This is a genomic window from Streptomyces sp. NPDC001889 (assembly GCF_053594535.1).
Genome location: NZ_JBSFER010000028.1, coordinates 50,085 through 66,778, shown reverse-complemented (window position 1 = coordinate 66,778; position 16,694 = coordinate 50,085). Strand labels below are relative to the sequence as shown.

The window sequence follows — 16,694 nt, the reverse complement described above, 5'->3', positions numbered from 1 at the left end:
TCGACATCTTCTGACCGGGTGCGTAGGACAGGGGCAGGACTCCGCGACTGGTCCTGATCTTCTGATGGCCCTATCCGCTGATGGCCGTTCCACGCGCCGCCGGTGCCGGGACGCCCTCGGCCGCCGGGGTCAGGAGCGGTGGCCCGGCGGGGCGGCTCCGGGGTCCGCCGGCCCGGCCGGCTCGGCGACCAGACCGACGATCCGGCGCCCGCCGAGGCCGATGGCGATCAGTCCGAGACCGTCGAAGAGCAGCGCCAGCGAGAAGAAGAGCCCGAGGACATAGCGGCTGCTCTCCGGCCAGTTCCCCAGCACCAGGATGCCCAGCAGCACCCCGAACGCGCCCTGGAAGAGCATCCAGCCGAACTGCGGCCCGCGCACCACCAGGGAGCCCACCAGCCGGAAGAGCCCGCCCGTGAGGAAGAGCAGCGCGGCGAAGAGGGTGAGGGCCTCCGCCGAACCCTCGGGGTGGCGGATGACGACGACGCCCGCGGCGATGTTCAGGGCGGCCACCACCACGGCCAGCCAGAAGAAGTCGCTGCCGCGCGACTGGACGGCGTGGACCAGGCCCACCACCCCGCCGACCAGCAGCAGCCAGCCGAAGAGCAGCATCGAGGTGAGGGTGGCGACCCCGGTGTAGATCAGGCCCACGAGCCCGGCGATCACCAGGATCACACCGAGGGCGGCCAGCAGGCCGAAACCCCGCTTCAGCGCTCTGGGCTCCTGCGTGGGACCGGCCATCGCTTCCTCCTCGCCAGCTCCCCCGCGTACCCCCGCTCCCGATCGTAGGTCCGGCGGCGCCGGATAGCATCCGGCGCATGGAGCAGCCGCAGCCGGTACCTCGCCTGACACACACCGTGACGGACGGTGTCGCCACCGTGGTCATCAGCAATCCCGCCAAGCGGAACGCGATGACCGCCGAGATGTGGGGCGCGCTGCCCGCGCTGCTGGGGGCGCTCGCCGCGGACCCCGCCGTACGGGCCCTGGTGCTCACCGGCGACGGGCCGGTGTTCTGCGCCGGGGCGGACATCTCCTCGCTCGGCCGGCCCGGGGCGGACGGTCTGCTCCCGCAGGATCTCGCGGTCCGTGCCGAGGAGGCGCTCGCGGCGTTCCCCCGGCCGACGGTGGCGGCCGTGCGCGGCTACTGCGTGGGCGGCGGCTGTCAGCTCGCCGCCGCGTGCGATCTGCGGTTCGCGGAGGAGGGCGCGCGGTTCGGGGTGACCCCGGCGAAGCTCGGGATCGTCTATCCGGGCTCCTCCACCCGGCGCCTGGTCGCGCTGACCGGCCCCTCCGCGGCCAAGTATCTGCTGTTCTCCGGGGAGTTGATCGACACCGGGCGGGCGCTGCGCACCGGTCTGGTGGACGAGGTGCTCCCCGCCGGCGAACTGGACGCCCGGGTCGCGGCGTTCACCGCTGTCCTGGTGGCGCGCTCGGGGCTGACCCAGACGGCGGCCAAGGAGTTCGCGTCGGGGCGGCGGGACCGGGACGAGCACTGGGACCGGCAGGCGGCCGGGCAGGGGGCGCCGGGCGGCGACACCGCCGAGGGCATCGCCGCCTTTCTGGAGCGGCGCGCCCCGCGCTTCACCTGGCGGGGGTGAGAAAGGGCGGGGGCGGCGGGCGGGGCGTCCCGCCGCCCGGGCGCCCGTTCCCGGCCGTCTCCCGGGGAATACCCTTCCGGGGACAGCCGAGCCGTTGGAAAGGTGCTGGACCATGATCTCCGAGCCGCTGGACCCCATGGCGCGGGCGGGCCGCCGCTGCCACGACACGCTCAACGCGATGCACGCGACGAGCTACTTCTCGCCCGACCTGGGGAAGGAACTGGCCGGGATCGGGATATCCGACGCCGTCGCACCGCTGATCCTCACCCGGGCCGCGCCGCTGGGACCGGTCGGGCCCGGGGCGGTCGCGGCCGTCTTCTACAACTACAACCCCGCCCGGATCGCGCGGTATCTGCCCGCCGCGTGGGAGACCGCGTCCCCCCAGGAGGTGCTCCGGGCCCGGCTGCGGGCGGTGGACACCACGCTGCGGCGGCTGCTCGGCGACGAGGTCCTCGCCTCCGACGGACTCGCGGAGGCGGCGGAGCTGGCGCTGCGTGCCGCCGAGGGGTGCCGTCCGCACGCCCGCCCGCTGTACGCGGCCCACGCGGAGCTGCCGGTGCCCGGCGAGCCGCACCTCGCGTACTGGCACGCCGCCACGCTGCTCCGGGAACACCGGGGCGACGGGCATGTCGCCGCGCTGCTCGCCCTGGGGCTGGACCCGCTGGAGGCCCTGGTGAGCCACACCGCGACGGGCCGGGGGCTGCCGCCCCGGCTGCTCCTGGCCACCCGGGGCTGGGAGCGGTCCGACTGGGAGGCGGCCCAGGAGCGGCTGCGCGACCGCGGACTGCTGCACCCGGAGGGCGAGCTGACCCGGGACGGCGTCCGTCTCCGGGAGGAGCTGGAGGAGTTGACGGACCGGCTGGGCCGGGAGCCGTACGACCACCTGGGCGCGGAGGGCGTGGCCCGGCTGACGGAGCTGGGCAGGGGGTTCCTGCACCGGGCGGCGGCGGCCGGGGCCTTCCCCGACGAGGTCGCCGCCCGGGCCTGAGAACCGGCCGGGAGGCGGGGGCGCCGAAGCGGGAGCGGGGGCGATCCGGCCCGGGGGCGGTGCGGGGGGACCGGGGTGCGCGACATCGCCCGCGCTCACCCGGCACAATGCAGTCTCCAGCACAGCCAGCAGGAGAAGGCGAGTCGGGGAATCGTGACGACGTCCATCGAAGGCAGGATCGCCGGGGAACTCGGCGTACGGGAGCGGCAGGTCAGGGCGGCCGTCGAGCTGCTCGACGGCGGATCGACGGTGCCGTTCATCGCGCGCTACCGCAAAGAGGCGACCGAGACGCTCGACGACGCGCAGTTGCGCGCGCTGGAGGAGCGGCTGCGCTATCTGCGGGAACTGGAGGAGCGGCGGACCGCGATCCTGGAGTCGGTGCGCGAGCAGGGCAGGCTGGACGACGCGCTGGAGGCGCGGATTCGGGCCGCCGACACCAAGGCGCGGCTGGAGGACATCTATCTGCCCTTCAAGCCCAAGCGGCGCACCAAGGCCCAGATCGCCCGGGAGGCGGGGCTCGAACCGCTGGCCGAGGGGCTCCTCGGCGATCCGTCGGTGGAGCCGCTCGTCGCGGCGGCGGCCTTCGTGGGTCCGGACCGGGGGGTGGCCGATCCGGCCGCGGCCCTGGAGGGGGCGAGGGCGATCCTCACCGAGCGGTTCTCGGAGGACGCCGATCTGATCGGCGAACTGCGCGAGCGGATGTGGACCCGGGGCCGGCTCTCGGCGAGGGTCCGGGACGGCAAGGAGGAGGCGGGCGCGAAGTTCGCCGACTACTTCTCCTTCGCCGAGCCGTTCACCGCGCTCCCCTCCCACCGGGTGCTGGCCATGCTCCGGGGCGAGAAGGAGGATGTGCTCGATCTGGCGCTGGAGCCCGAGGAGGCACCCGCCGAGGGCCCCACCGCCTACGAGTCCATGGTGGCCCGGCGCTTCGGCGTGGCCGCGCGGGGGCGCCCGGCCGATCCCTGGCTCGCGGACACCGTCCGCTGGGCCTGGCGGACCCGGATTCTGGTGCACCTGGGGATCGATCTGCGGATGCGGCTGCGCACCGCGGCGGAGGACGAGGCGGTACGGGTCTTCGCGTCCAACCTCCGGGATCTGCTGCTCGCCGCGCCGGCCGGCACCCGGGCCACCCTGGGCCTGGACCCCGGTTTCCGTACGGGGGTGAAAGTGGCGGTCGTCGACGCGACGGGCAAGGTCGTCGCCACGGACACCATCCATCCCCATGTCCCGGCGAACCGGTGGGACGAGGCGCTGACGAGGCTGGCCCGGCTCGCCCGGGAGCACTCGGTCGACCTGGTCGCCATCGGCAACGGCACGGCGTCGCGCGAAACCGACCGGCTCGCCGCCGAGCTGATCACCCGCCACCCGGAGCTGAACCTCACCAAGGTGATGGTCTCGGAGGCGGGCGCTTCGGTGTACTCGGCGTCCGCGTTCGCCTCGCAGGAGCTGCCCGGTCTCGACGTGTCGCTGCGGGGCGCCGTCTCCATCGCCCGCAGGCTCCAGGACCCGCTGGCGGAGCTGGTGAAGATCGACCCCAAGTCGATCGGGGTCGGCCAGTACCAGCACGATCTGGCGGAGGTGAAGCTCTCGCGCTCGCTCGACGCGGTCGTCGAGGACTGCGTGAACGGTGTGGGGGTGGATGTGAACACCGCGTCCGCGCCGCTGCTCTCCCGGGTCTCCGGCATCGGCGCCGGGCTCGCCGAGAACATCGTCGCCCACCGGGACGCCCATGGTCCCTTCCGCTCCCGGCGGGCGCTGAAGGATGTGTCGCGGCTCGGCCCGAAGGCGTACGAGCAGTGCGCGGGCTTTCTCCGCATCCGCGACGGCGACGACCCGCTGGACGCGTCCAGCGTGCACCCGGAGTCGTACCCCGTGGTGCGGCGGATGGCGAAGGCCACGGGGGGCGGTGTCGCGTCGCTGGTGGGGAACACCGGGGTGCTGCGGTCGCTGAGGCCCGGGGACTTCGTGGACGAGAGCTTCGGGCTGCCGACGGTGACCGACATCCTGCGGGAGCTGGAGAAGCCGGGGCGCGACCCGAGGCCCGCCTTCCGGACGGCCACCTTCAAGGAGGGGGTCGAGAAGATCGGCGATCTGGCCTCCGGGATGGTGCTCGAAGGGGTGGTGACCAATGTCGCGGCCTTCGGGGCCTTTGTGGATGTGGGGGTCCACCAGGACGGGCTGGTGCATGTGTCGGCCATGTCCAGGAGCTTTGTGAAGGACCCGCGGGATGTGGTGAAGCCGGGGGATGTGGTGAGGGTGAAGGTGCTGGAGGTGGACATCCCGCGGAAGCGGATTTCGCTGACGCTGCGGCTGGAGGATGAGGTGGCGGGGGCGCCGAAGCGGGAGCGGGAGCGCGAGCGCGGGGGGCGTCCGCAGCAGAGGGTCCGGGGTGGGGGTGGGGGTGGCGCCCGGCAGGCCCCTCCGCAGGGAGGCGGCGCGATGGCGGACGCCCTCCGCCGCGCGGGCCTGACCAACCCCCGCCCCTGAGCCCACGAAAGCCTCCACCCGGCGCTTGAGGACGAACCCGGGCAAACCGAGCCCGTCCGGGGGCACCTCCCAGAGGCAGCTCTGGGGGAGATCGAGGACGGACCCTGTGCCACAGGACCCCGCACCCTGCGGGCCACGGTCGGGGGCCGGCCCCCGAACCCCCGCTCCTCAAACGCCGGAGGGGCTGGTTCTTGTGCCTCGGCTCGCCTGGAGGGGCTTGGGTGGGCGGCCCAATCGCCGGTGGGTCCGGGGTGGTGCGCCTCGGCTCCCCGGCAGGGCTGAGCAAACGCAGCCCGTCCGGGGGCACCTCCCAGAGGCAGCTCTGGGGGAGATTGAGGACGGACCCCGCACCACAGGCGCCCCCGCGCAGTGCGGCCCAATCGCCGGAGACGCCGAGGTGGGCCGGCTCGGGGCAGCCCGGCGGCCCGGGCCCGCTGACCCGCTCAGGGCTCACCCCTCGGAGAGCCTCCCGGCCGAAACCGTGACGCGTCGGGTGGTGTGGACCGCCTCCAGCATGCGGCGGTCGTGGGTGACCAGCAGCAGCGTCCCGGTGTAGGAGTCGAGCGCCGACTCCAACTGCTCGATCGCGGGCAGATCGAGGTGGTTGGTGGGCTCGTCCAGGACGAGGAGATTGACCCCCCTCCCCTGGAGCAGCGCCAGCGCCGCGCGGGTGCGCTCCCCCGGCGAGAGGGTCGTCGCCGGGCGCAGCACATGCGCCGCCTTCAGGCCGAACTTGGCCAGCAGGGTCCGCACCTCCGCCGGCTCCGTCTCGGGGACGGCCGCGCAGAACGCGTCGAGCAGGGTCTCGGGGCCGTGGAACAGCCCCCGGGCCTGGTCGATCTCCCCGACCACCACCCCGGGCCCCAGCGACGCCGCCCCCGAGTCCAGCGGGAGCCGGCCCAGCACCGCGGCGAGCAGGGTGGACTTGCCGGAGCCGTTGGCCCCGGTGATGGCGATCCGGTCGGCCCAGTCGATCTGGAGCGAGACGGGCCCGAGGCGGAAGTCCCCGCGCCGCACCTCGGCCTCGCGCAGGGTCGCCACGACCGCCCCGGAGCGCGGAGCCGCGGCGATCTCCATCCGCAGCTCCCACTCCTTGCGGGGCTCCTCGACGGTGTCGAGCCGCTCGATCATGCGCTGGGTCTGGCGCGCCTTGGCCGCCTGCTTCTCGCTCGTCTCCCCGCGGAACGCGCGGACGTGCTTGTCGTTGTCGCTCGCCTTGCGGCGCGCGTTCCGGACGCCCTTGTCCATCCAGCCGCGCTGCATCCGGGCCCGGCCCTCCAGGGCGGACTTCCGGTCCGCGTACTCCTCGAACTCCTCGCGGGCGTGGGCCCTGGCCCGCTCCCGCTCCTCCAGATAGGACTCGTAGCCGCCGCCGAAGGCGCTGACGCTCTGCTGGGCGAGGTCGAGTTCGAGGATCTTGGTGACCGTGCGGCTGAGGAACTCGCGGTCGTGGCTGACGACGACCGTACCGGCGCGCAGCCCCCGGACGAAGGACTCCAGACGGTCCAGGCCGTCCAGGTCGAGATCGTTGGTGGGCTCGTCCAGGAGGAAGACGTCGTAGCGGGAGAGGAGCAGCGAGGCGAGGCCCGCGCGGGCCGCCTGGCCGCCGGAGAGGGCGGTCATCGGCAGATCGAGGCCCACGGTGAGGCCGAGTGCCGCCGCGGTCTCCTCGGCGCGCTCGTCGAGGTCGGCGCCGCCGAGGGCGAGCCAGCTCTCCAGACCGGTGGCGTAGGCGTCGTCCGCGCCGGGGGCGCCGTCGACCAGCGCGGCGGTCGCCTCGTCCAGGGCGCTCTGGGCGTCGGCGACGCCGGTCCGCCGGGCGAGGAATCCCCGGACGGTCTCACCGGGCCGGCGCTCCGGCTCCTGGGGCAGATGGCCGACGCTCGCGGCGGGCGGGGAGAGCCTCAGCTCGCCCCGCTCGGGCCGTTCGAGCCCGGCGAGGAGCCGCAGGAGCGTGGACTTCCCGGCTCCGTTGACACCGACGAGACCGATCACATCGCCGGGCGCGACCACGAGGTCGAGCCCGGTGAAGAGGGAGCGGTCGCCGTGGCCCGCGGCGAGATCCTTGGCGACGAGAGTGGCAGTCATCAGACCGCCGATTCTAGGGCCTCCCGTCCGGCCGGCCGCCGGGCACCGGGACCGCCGGCGCCCTCCTCGTGGCGGCGCGCGTTCGCTACGGTCCCCTCATGAGCGGCGATGTGATCGTGGTGGGCGGCGGGGTCAGCGGGCTCGTGACCGCCGTGGTGCTGGCGGAGCGCGGCCGGCGGGTGCGGGTGCGGACCCGCGAGGAGCCGGCGGGGACGACCTCGTCGGTGGCGGGCGGGCTGTGGTGGCCGTACCGGATCGAGCCCCGGGAGCAGGTCGCCCGCTGGTCGGTGGCGACGCTGCGGGTGTACGAGGAGTTCGCGCGGCGCCCGGACGAGACGGGGGTGCGGCTGGTCGCCGGGGTGATGGCCGAGCAGCCGCTCGCGGGCCTCGGACCGTGGGCGGCCGGGGCCGGAGTGCGGGCGGCGCGCCCCGGTGAGCTGCCCGGCGGGCACACCGAGGGGGTACGGGCCAGGGTGCCGCTCGTGGACATGCCGGCCCACCTGGGGTGGCTGCGGCGGCGGCTGGAGGCCGCGGGCGGCTCGGTGGAGGTGCGGCCGGTGCGCTCGCTCGCCGAGGCCGCCGCGTCGGCGGGCGCGGTGGTGAACTGCGCGGGACTCGGCGCCCGGCGGCTCGCGTCCGACGCGGGGCTGCGGCCGGTCCGGGGCCAGTTGGTGCTGGTGGAGAACCCGGGGGTGACGGAGTGGTTCGTCCTCGCGGACGGGGCGTCGGAGCGGACCACCTATCTGCTGCCGCAGCCGGGGCGGCTGATCCTGGGCGGCACGGCCGAGGAGGGGGCGTGGGGTCTGGAACCGGTCCCCGCGACGGCGGAGGCGATCGTGGCGCGCTGTGCCCGGCTGTGGCCCGAGGTGGCGTCGGCCCGTGTCCTGGGCCACCGGGTGGGGCTGCGTCCGGCCCGCCCGGCGGGGGTGCGCATCGAGCGCGAGACCCTGCCGGACGGCGGTGTGGTGATCCACAACTACGGGCACGGGGGCGCGGGTGTGACAGTGGCCTGGGGGTGCGCCCGCGCGGCGGCGGATCTGGTGCCGGAGGGCTGAGCGCGGGGCGGCCCGTCAGTGCAGCGGCGGGCGGGGGCCCTCGGCCCGGTCCCCCGGCGACGGCGGGCGGGGCTCGCGGGGGCGGCGGTGGGACGACCCGTACTCCAGTCGGGACAGAAACCAGCAGACCGCCAGGAATCCCACGAAACCCACGGTGAGCAGCAGGATCAGCCAGCCGTTCGGAACGAAGAGGATGAAGAGGGCAGAGAGGACGATGGCGAGCAGGGTGGCGGCCACGCCCGGGGCGGCCTTCCAGCGGAATGACATGCGGTGCTCCCCCGGTTCGCGGTGCGTCGATCGGTGCCGGCCGGCCCGGCACCGGCCGTCGCCGGCCCGTCGTCAGGTCCGGCTGATCCCTTCGACGCGGCGCACCGGGCCGGCGGTTGCGGACGCGCGGAGCCGGCGGGCGCTCCCGCCGGCTCCGCGCCGGCTGGGCCGTCTCTCCCGGATCGGGCCGGGGCTCGCGAGCCCCGGCACCGGCGGGCACCGCCGCGCTGTCGTCGGTCGCCCACGCTCCGCGTGCTCTCCCTCCCCCGCCTCGCGGTCCACGGCACCGGGCCCCGCTCACCGGCCGTACGGCACCGTGCGACTGCGACGGGTATCCGGAGCTGGAGTGGAGCAGCGGGGACCGCTCCGGCACAGCGCGGATCGACGACAACGGGCGCCCGTTCCGCACCAGCGCGGTGCGGGACGGACCCGTCCACGAGTACGACACCGGCACCGGCGGCTGGGCGCGGACCGGGCCGGCGGGGGAGTCCTGACGCCGGGCCCGATCCGATCCGGGAGAAACTCCCTACTCCTCCTTCTCGGGCGGCTCCGGCTCCTCGTACTTGATGCCCACCGGGTCCCGCCCGTCCGCCGGACCCGTTCCCGGGCCGATCCGGATCTCGAAGCCCCCGTCGTACTTCTCGTGTCCCGCGATCACCGCGGACTCCACCATCTCGGTGCCCATCTCCCCGCGCACGATCAGCGGGTCGTGGCGCAGATCACGCATGAGGGCCACACACATGCCCACCATCACGATCACGAAGGGCGCGGCGACCAGGATGGTGAGGTTCTGGAGTCCCGCCAGCGCGTCGCCCTCGCCGTTGCCGATCAGCAGCATGATCGCGGCGACGGCGCCCGTCACCACACCCCAGAAGACGACAACGAGCCGGGAGGGCTCGAAGGTGCCCTTCTGCGAGAGGGTGCCCATGACGACCGACGCCGCGTCCGCGCCGGAGACGAAGAAGATCCCGACGAGGACCATCACCAGCAGGCTCATGGCGGTGGCGATCGGGTACTGCTGGAGCACCGCGAAGAGCTGGCCCTCGGGGGTGGCCTCCTTGCCGAGCTGGTTGTTCTCCTGGAGCTTCATCGCCGTGCCGCCGAAGACCGCGAACCACACCAGGCTGACGGTGCTCGGCACCAGGATGACGCCTCCGACGAACTGGCGGATGGTGCGTCCCCGGCTGATCCTGGCGATGAACATGCCGACGAACGGCGTCCAGGAGATCCACCAGGCCCAGTAGAAGACGGTCCAGCTGCCCAGCCAGTCGGCGACGCCCTCGCCGCCGGTGGCCTCGGTGCGCCCGGCGAGCTGCGGCAGCTCACCGAAGTAGGAGGCGATCGAGGTGGGGAGCAGATCCAGCACGATGATGGTGGGACCGGCGATGAAGACGAAGAGCGCCAGGACCAGCGCCAGCACCATATTGGTGTTGGAGAGCCACTGGATGCCCTTCTCGACCCCGGAGACCGCGGAGAGCACGAAGGCGACGGTCAGCACCCCGATGATGGCGACGAGCAGCCCGGTGCCGGTCTTCTCCATCCAGCCCAGCTCGGAGAAACCGCTGCCGATCTGGAGCGCGCCCAGACCCAGGGAGGCGGCGGAGCCGAAGAGGGTGGCGAAGATCGCCAGGATGTCGATGAAGCGGCCGACGCCGCCGTGGGCGTGGCGCTCGCCGATCAGCGGCTCGAAGACCGCGCTGATCGTCTGGCGCCGGCGCCGGCGGAAGGTGCTGTAGGCGATGGCGAGCCCGACCACCGCGTAGATCGCCCAGGGGTGGAGGGTCCAGTGGAAGAGGGTGGTCGCCATCGCGACCTCCATCCGGTCCCCGGAGTCCTGGGGGTCGGTCCCCGGCGGAGGGTTGGTGTAGTGCGCGAGCGGTTCGCTCACACCGTAGAACATCAGCCCGATGCCCATGCCGGCGCTGAACATCATCGCGACCCAGGAGACGGTGCGGAACTCGGGCCCCTCGCCCTCCTGACCGAGCGGGATCTTGCCGTAGCGGCTGATCGCGAGCCAGAGGGCGAAGACCACGAATCCGGACGCGCCGAGGACGAACGCCCAGCCGCCGTTGTGGATGAGCCCGTTCAGCATGGAGCTGGAGATGGACTGCAGGGCATCGGTGGCGAGCGAGCCCCAGACCACGAAGGCCAGGGTGAGAACCGCGGTGACTCCGAAGACCACGCGATCCGTCGAGGGGCGCCCGGTCTCCTGGGGATGACCGGAGGGCTCGGCCGTCGCCGGCCGCACCCCCCGGTCATCCGGTCCTTCATCGTGTGACACGAGTGGCACCTTTCGGGGTTTGCGCGGAAGAAGCTGCTTTGTGCTCCCGCTACCCCCTACCACAGGTAATGCACCTCACCACGATCAACAGGCGGTAACAGGTTCTCCCTCTGTGAGGTGATACGCCGCGCGGGAGTCCAGCAGCAGCGGAATCAGCTTCCGCTGGGACTGCCGAAGCGGGACGAACACGCCGTCACCGTACATCGTGGACACGACACCGTGCAGCGACAGCTCGTCCCCGACCTCGGCGGCCTGTGCGGCGTCGAGCCGGTAGCCGCAGGGCGGGTCGGCCAGGATCTCCCCCGGTTCCGGGGGGTCGTTGTCCGCGCCGCCGAGATGGACCGGGCCCCGGTCCCGCAGGCCCTCCGTCCGGGCCGCCGCCGTCGCCCGGCGGATCTCCCGGCGCCGCTCCCCCGCGAAGGAGAGCACCCCCTCCAGGGCCGCGAGCTGGCTGTTGGTCCTGCGCCGGTTGTTGAGCGCCTCATCGGCCCTCTCCGCGTCGGTCAGCGGATCGATCCGGCTCTCGATGAGCAGCCCGACCGCGTGCTTGACACCGGAGGCGTTGCGCAGGATGCGCTCCTGGCCGTCGCCCGCGACCTGCCGGATCGGGTCGCCGGTGGCCGGGTCGGTCCAGATGCCGTACGTGCCGGTGGTGAAGGATCTGGCGTGCGCGGCCGGGCGGACGTACCGCTCGGAGAGGGTCCTCGACTCCCGGTGCACCCGGCTGTCGGTGTTGAGGTTGCGCGGCCACAGATCGAACAGCTCCCGGTCGTAGTACGGCGGGGTGGCCCCGTACTCGTGCAGGTCGTAAACGATGTCGGGCCGGCGGTCGCGGACGACGGCCGCCAGCGCCCGGGCCTCGGCGGTCCGCAGGGCGAGGTGGTCGCGGTTGATGTCGACACCGTCGGAGTTGCCCCGGGTGCCGGCGGCCCGTCCGTCCGGGTTGGCGGTCGGCACGACGAGGACGCGGGTGCGCTCCAGCAGCCGGCGGGTCTCCCGGTCCCGGGCGAGGGCGAGATCGCGGACGGTGGTCAGACACGCCTCCCGGCCGGAGGGCTCGTCGCCGTGCTGGGAGCAGATCAGCAGCACGGTGCCCGGGGCGTCCCGGTCGCCGACGCCGACGAGCCGGAACGGTCTGCCCTGCCGGGTCGTCCCGATCCGTTCGACGGACATCCGCTCGCTGGCCCGGTCGACTGCGGCGAGGAAGACGCGCTCCTCGGACTGGGTGGTCCAGCGCGCCCCCTCGGTCCGCTCGAAGCCGGTGCGCGGCGGATGGCTGTGCGTCGCCTGCGCCGGGGCGGTGATCAGGGGCACGGCGAGCGCCGTGGCCACAGCGGTCAGCGCGAGTCCGCGGAACCGTACGCCGGGGTTCACCGGGCACCGCCGGCGGGGACCGGGTGGGCGGGACGCGGTCCGGCGACGCCGTCGAGACGGGAGTCGCCGGGCGCGGCCGGCGCGGCGTGCGCGGTGCCCTCGGTGGCGCGCGCGAAGGCGGGCGCGCCACCGACGACCGGCAGCTCCGCGGAGGTGCGGGCCAGGTCGACGGTGAGCGTCGGGGTGCTCGCGGGCGGGTCGATGAGGTCCTTGTCGGTGCCCGCGACGATCAGCGCGAGCCGGTGGCCGGCCGGCACCACATGGTCGCTCGCGTGCAGATCGAGGGAGATGGTGTGCGCGCGGCCGGGGGTCAGCGGCCGGCCCTGGGCGGCGGACGCGTGGTTGCCGAGGTCGGCCCAGCCCCGGCTGAAGACGGTGTAGTCGACGGCCCTGGTCTGTGCCCGGGTCTCCTTGTAGCAGGCGCTGTCACCCGTGGTGCTCGTGCCCCAGCAGGTGCGCTGGGGGACGGTGACGATGCCCTCGCCACTGGCCGCGTAGTCGCGGATGGTGTCGGGGCCGAGGTCCACCAGGACGGCGCTGAGATGCGCGGAGGCGGTCGTGGGGGTGGCGGTGACCGTCACCGTGCCGGAGCCGGAGAGCCGCAGATCGCCGCTGAGGGGCGGGGTGATGAACCCGTTCTTCGCCGGGGTGGAGCGGTCGATCAGGGAGGCCCAGTCGGTCTCGTCCTGCGAGGGGTCGTCGGTGAAGGTCTCGCTCGCGCCGGGGGCGGCGGGGGTCAGGGAGAGGGTGCCGACGCCCGGGACAGCGCCCTCGCCGGGGCGCAGGGTGGTGGCGGCGGCGGTGCGCGGCGGCCAGTGCTCCTCGGCCGACCACTGGTCGGGGGCGTGCTCCACCTCGGCCATGGGCTCGCGGTCGACGCCGTTGTCGTACTCCAGGAGGTGGTGGTCGAACCAGCGGTGGAGCGCCCTCACCCAGTCGGCGCGCCGGAAGTCGAAGGGATCGACATGGCCGGTCTGGGAGAGCCAGACCTTCCGCTCCACGCCCTCGGCGGCGAGGGCGTCCCACCACTGGCCGAAGTGCTTGGCGCGGACATTGAGGTCCTGCATGCCGTGGACGGCGAAGACGCTGGCGGTGATCCGGTCCGTGTCGGGCAGATAGTCGCGCTCCTGCCAGAGCGGGGTCAGATCGCCGCTGCGCGGGGCGCCGTCGGCCAGCCGCTGCTGCACGGCCTGGCAGCGCTTGTGGGCGTCGGGGCTGTTGACGTACTGGGAGAGCCACTGGGGGCCGGAGCTGTAGAGCGGCGCGCCCTTGGCGAAGTAGTAGTCGTACCAGGAGGAGATGGCGCCGATGGGGACGATGGTCCTCAGGCCCTCGACCCCGGTGGCGGCGACTCCGTTGGCGATCGTCCCGTCGTAGCTCTTGCCGATCATGGCGGTGTCACCGCTGCTCCAGCCGGCCGTGGCGCGCCGGCTCCCGGTGCGGGTGGTGTAGCCGTCGGCGCGGCCGTTGAGCCAGTCGACCACCGCTTTCCCCGAGGCGATGTCGGAGCGGCCCCCGACATCGACACAGCCGTCGGAGCGGTTGGTTCCGGCGAGGTCGACGGCGGCGAAGGCATAGCCGCGCGGGACGAAGTAGTTGTCGTAGTACAGCGGGAACTGGACCGGCCTGCCCTGTGCGTCGTAGGTCTTGCGCTGGGCCTCGTTGCCCCGGCCGCAGCAGAGGTAGTACGGGCTGGCATCCATGATCACCGGAACTTTCCGGCCCTGCTGGGCGGGTTCCCGCGGGCGGACGATGTCGACGGCGACCCGGTCGGTCCGCCCGTCGCCGTCGCCGTCGAGCCGGGTGTCCACCCAGACGGACTCCCGGACGGCGTTCTCGTAGGAGTGGACCGGCCGGCTCTCCTGCGGACCCCGGGCGAGGGGGGCGCTCTGCGCACCGGCCGGGGCGGGCGACATGGCCATCAGGGCGGCCGAGGCCGCCACCACGAGCGATCTGTACGTCAAGCGGGTGACCCGCGCACCTATCGGCATGGGCGGACCGTACTCCCCGGCGACCGGCCGGCGACAGAGGGCGCACCGGGTCTCAGCGGGCTTGTGGAACGGGCGGGTTGAGCGGAACGTGACCTCCCGGCAAGAATCCGGGCACCTGCTCATTACCAAGCGGTAACCGGGGCTGCTTTGATGGTCGGGCCGCACCCTCTCCCCCCACCGACCCAAGGAGTCCCCGTGCAGCGAACCGCCCTCCGGCGCGCCCCGGCCGCCGCCTCCCTCGCCACCGTCCTCGCCGCCGCCGCGCTCGCGGGCGGCGCCTCCCCGGCGAGCGCCGACGCGACGACCCCCCGGCTGAAGGTGCTCTCGTACAACGCCTTCCTCTTCTCGAAGAACCTCTATCCCCACTGGGGCCAGGACCACCGGGCGGCGGCGATACCCGCGGCTCCCTTCTTCCAGGGGCAGGACGTGGTCGTGCTCCAGGAGGCCTTCGACAACTCCTCGTCCGACGCGCTGAAGCGGCACGCGGCCGACCGCTATCCGCACCAGACGCCGGTACTGGGCCGGTCCACCGCCGGCTGGGACGCGACCGGGGGCGCGTACTCCGCCGTGACACCGGAGGACGGCGGGGTCACGGTGCTGAGCAAGTGGCCCATCGTCCGCAAGGAGCAGTACGTCTACAAGGACGGCTGCGGGGCGGACCGGTGGTCCAACAAGGGGTTCGTGCACACGGTGCTCGATGTGAACGGCAGCCGGGTGCATGTCGTGGGCACCCACGCGCAGTCCACCGACCCCGGGTGCGCGGCGGGCGAGGCGGAGCGGACCCGCGCGCGGCAGTTCAAGGAGCTGGACTCCTTCCTGGACCGCAAGAACATTCCGGCGTCCGAGCAGGTCGTGGTGGCGGGCGACTTCAATGTGGACTCCCGGTCGGCCGAGTACGGCGCGATGCTGAGGGACGCGGGTCTCGCCGGCGCGGACGCCCGGACCGGTCATCCGTACTCCTTCGACACCGAGGAGAACTCCATCGCCGCCGAGCGCTATCCGACGGACCCGCGCGAGGACCTCGACCATGTCCTCCACCGCGCGGGTCACGCCAGGCCGGCCGGCTGGACCAATGAGGTGATCGCCGAGCGCACCGCGCCCTGGACCGTGCACAGCTGGGGCACCAGCTATACGTACACCCATCTCTCGGACCACTATCCGGTCGCCGGGCGGTAACGGGGCGTGCGGCAGCGGCGCGCGCGACCGGGCAGGGGTGGCGCGCGCCGCGGCGCGCGGGCGATGGGCGGGCTCCGGCGCACCGGGGGCGCCGGCTGACGGGCCGTGAGGGGCCCGCGTCCGCGGGGGCGTCGGAGGTTTCCCCCGTGCACCGAGGCGGAACCGATGATTCCGTGCACCCTGATGTGCATGGCGGGGCCATGCCCACAGTGGGTCCACCGAGCCGGCCACGTCCGGCCACCGCTTCTCGGCACCCCACGGACAACCCGAAGGAGAAGCCCTCATGAGACGCCGCATCCACACCCGGTTCAGCCTCCCCGCCCTGCTGGCCCTCGCCGTGCTCGGACTGGGCACCCCACCCGCCGGGGCCGCCCCGGACCCGCTGCCGACCCCGGAGCCGGGAGTCACCGTCTCCCCCGCCCAGTACGCCCTCGCCGAGCGGCTCGAACGCTCTCTCGGGGACGACACCGCGGGCTCCTATCTCGACCCCGTCACCGGTGAACTGGTCGTCACCGTCACCTCCGAGGCCGCCGCCGGGAAGGTGCGCGCCCAGGGCGCCCGCGCCGAGGTCGTCCCGCGCGGCACCGCCCGCCTCAAGGAGGTGATCGGCGTCCTGGAGGCCAAGGCGAAGATCACCGGAACCGCCTGGGGCATCGACACCTCCGCCAACCAGGTGGTCGTCGAGGCCGACGAGTCCGTCCCGGCCGCCTCCCTCGACCGGCTCAGGGCGGTGGCGGCCCCCCTCGGCAAGGCCGTGCGGATCACCCGGGTGCCCGGCGTCTTCACCCAGGAGGTGCTGGGCGGCGACGCGATCCACGGCGGCGGCTACCGCTGTTCGGCCGCCTTCAACGTCACCGACGGAACGGACTACTCCTTCCTGACGGCGGGACACTGCACCAACGGGGTCCAGAGCTGGACGGCGACGCCCGGCGGGGCCGAGATCGGCACCACCGACGGGTCCAGCTACCCGACGAACGACTACGGCGTCGTCGGGTACACCGACGGCTCCCAGCCGGCCGGCACGGTCAACCTCTACAACGGCAGCTCGCAGGACATCACCGGGTCCGCCGACGCGATCGTGGGCCAGGCGCTCCAGAAGAGCGGCTCGACCACCCGGCTGACCAGCGGCCGGGTCATCGCCGTGAATGTCACCGTCAACTACAGCGACGGCCCGGTCTACGGCATGGTCCGCACCACGGCCTGCTCGGCGGGCGGCGACAGCGGCGGCGCCCACTTCTCCGGTTCCACGGCCCTCGGCATCCACTCCGGCGGCGCGGGCTGCACCCCGTCGGCGGGGACGGCCATCCACCAGCCGGTCGGGGAGGCGCTGACCGCGTACGGCGTGGACGTGTACTGACCCGTACCGGCGGACGCCGCGCGGCACGGGCGGGT

General features: G+C 73.7%; 12 protein-coding genes. 6 read left to right on the top strand and 6 right to left on the bottom strand.

Features of this window, described 5'->3' with window-relative positions:
- Positions 1-129: 129 nt before the first annotated feature.
- The gene (locus tag ACWCRA_RS29335) at positions 130-738 is read right to left on the bottom strand and encodes an HdeD family acid-resistance protein (protein WP_351557039.1); all 609 of its coding nucleotides are present in this window, start codon (positions 736-738) and stop codon (positions 130-132) included.
- Between the two features lie 77 nt (positions 739-815).
- On the opposite strand from ACWCRA_RS29335, the gene ACWCRA_RS29330 reads away from it, so the two are divergent.
- The 3 genes from ACWCRA_RS29330 (at position 816) to ACWCRA_RS29320 (ending at position 5,070) form a co-directional block, all read left to right on the top strand.
- On the top strand, positions 816-1,595 hold the full coding sequence (locus ACWCRA_RS29330) for an enoyl-CoA hydratase/isomerase family protein (RefSeq protein ID WP_351557036.1): 780 nt from the start codon (positions 816-818) through the stop codon (positions 1,593-1,595).
- Between the two features lie 112 nt (positions 1,596-1,707).
- Entirely contained in the window at positions 1,708-2,583 is an 876-nt protein-coding gene (locus ACWCRA_RS29325) for an SCO6745 family protein (RefSeq protein ID WP_351557033.1), read from the top strand.
- A 153-nt stretch (positions 2,584-2,736) separates the two neighbouring features.
- Positions 2,737-5,070 (top strand): Tex family protein, encoded by a 2,334-nt coding sequence (locus ACWCRA_RS29320; protein WP_351557030.1) that lies wholly within the window; start codon positions 2,737-2,739, stop codon positions 5,068-5,070.
- A 450-nt stretch (positions 5,071-5,520) separates the two neighbouring features.
- Here ACWCRA_RS29320 and ACWCRA_RS29315 read toward each other — a convergent pair whose 3' ends face one another.
- Entirely contained in the window at positions 5,521-7,158 is a 1,638-nt protein-coding gene (locus ACWCRA_RS29315) for an ABC-F family ATP-binding cassette domain-containing protein (RefSeq protein WP_451069031.1), read from the bottom strand.
- A gap of 98 nt (positions 7,159-7,256) precedes the next feature.
- On the opposite strand from ACWCRA_RS29315, the gene ACWCRA_RS29310 reads away from it, so the two are divergent.
- The gene (locus tag ACWCRA_RS29310; protein ID WP_451069030.1) at positions 7,257-8,213 is read left to right on the top strand and encodes an NAD(P)/FAD-dependent oxidoreductase; all 957 of its coding nucleotides are present in this window, start codon (positions 7,257-7,259) and stop codon (positions 8,211-8,213) included.
- Positions 8,214-8,228: 15 nt separating this feature from the next.
- Here the strand turns inward: ACWCRA_RS29310 and ACWCRA_RS29305 are convergent, their stop codons facing one another.
- The 4 genes from ACWCRA_RS29305 to ACWCRA_RS29290 form a co-directional block, all read right to left on the bottom strand.
- Positions 8,229-8,480, bottom strand: a complete 252-nt coding sequence (locus ACWCRA_RS29305) for a hypothetical protein (protein WP_351559910.1) — start codon at positions 8,478-8,480, stop codon at positions 8,229-8,231.
- Positions 8,481-9,006: 526 nt separating this feature from the next.
- Positions 9,007-10,761, bottom strand: a complete 1,755-nt coding sequence (locus ACWCRA_RS29300; RefSeq protein WP_451069029.1) for a BCCT family transporter — start codon at positions 10,759-10,761, stop codon at positions 9,007-9,009.
- A gap of 84 nt (positions 10,762-10,845) precedes the next feature.
- Positions 10,846-12,135 (bottom strand): M14 family metallopeptidase, encoded by a 1,290-nt coding sequence (locus tag ACWCRA_RS29295; protein WP_451069028.1) that lies wholly within the window; start codon positions 12,133-12,135, stop codon positions 10,846-10,848.
- Positions 12,132-14,126, bottom strand: a complete 1,995-nt coding sequence (locus tag ACWCRA_RS29290) for a Xaa-Pro dipeptidyl-peptidase (RefSeq protein ID WP_351559678.1) — start codon at positions 14,124-14,126, stop codon at positions 12,132-12,134. The genes ACWCRA_RS29295 and ACWCRA_RS29290 overlap by 4 nt, the downstream gene beginning before the upstream one ends.
- A gap of 150 nt (positions 14,127-14,276) precedes the next feature.
- On the opposite strand from ACWCRA_RS29290, the gene sph reads away from it, so the two are divergent.
- A complete protein-coding gene (gene sph, locus ACWCRA_RS29285; RefSeq protein ID WP_451069027.1) occupies positions 14,277-15,302 on the top strand; it encodes a sphingomyelin phosphodiesterase in 1,026 nt (341 codons plus the stop codon).
- A 283-nt stretch (positions 15,303-15,585) separates the two neighbouring features.
- Entirely contained in the window at positions 15,586-16,659 is a 1,074-nt protein-coding gene (locus ACWCRA_RS29280) for a S1 family peptidase (protein ID WP_351559674.1), read from the top strand.
- The last annotated feature ends 35 nt before the right edge of the window (positions 16,660-16,694 follow it).

Excerpts from the sequence above, each read along its gene's own strand:
- ACWCRA_RS29335 (WP_351557039.1), bottom strand. The coding sequence starts at position 738 with ATGGCCGGTCCCACGCAGGAGCCCAGAGCGCTGAAGCGGGGTTTCGGC.
- ACWCRA_RS29330 (WP_351557036.1), top strand. The coding sequence starts at position 816 with ATGGAGCAGCCGCAGCCGGTACCTCGCCTGACACACACCGTGACGGAC.
- ACWCRA_RS29325 (WP_351557033.1), top strand. The coding sequence starts at position 1,708 with ATGATCTCCGAGCCGCTGGACCCCATGGCGCGGGCGGGCCGCCGCTGC.
- ACWCRA_RS29315 (WP_451069031.1), bottom strand. The coding sequence starts at position 7,158 with ATGACTGCCACTCTCGTCGCCAAGGATCTCGCCGCGGGCCACGGCGAC.
- ACWCRA_RS29310 (WP_451069030.1), top strand. The coding sequence starts at position 7,257 with ATGAGCGGCGATGTGATCGTGGTGGGCGGCGGGGTCAGCGGGCTCGTG.
- ACWCRA_RS29305 (WP_351559910.1), bottom strand. The coding sequence starts at position 8,480 with ATGTCATTCCGCTGGAAGGCCGCCCCGGGCGTGGCCGCCACCCTGCTC.
- ACWCRA_RS29290 (WP_351559678.1), bottom strand. The coding sequence starts at position 14,126 with ATGCCGATAGGTGCGCGGGTCACCCGCTTGACGTACAGATCGCTCGTG.
- sph (WP_451069027.1), top strand. The coding sequence starts at position 14,277 with ATGGTCGGGCCGCACCCTCTCCCCCCACCGACCCAAGGAGTCCCCGTG.
- ACWCRA_RS29280 (WP_351559674.1), top strand. The coding sequence starts at position 15,586 with ATGAGACGCCGCATCCACACCCGGTTCAGCCTCCCCGCCCTGCTGGCC.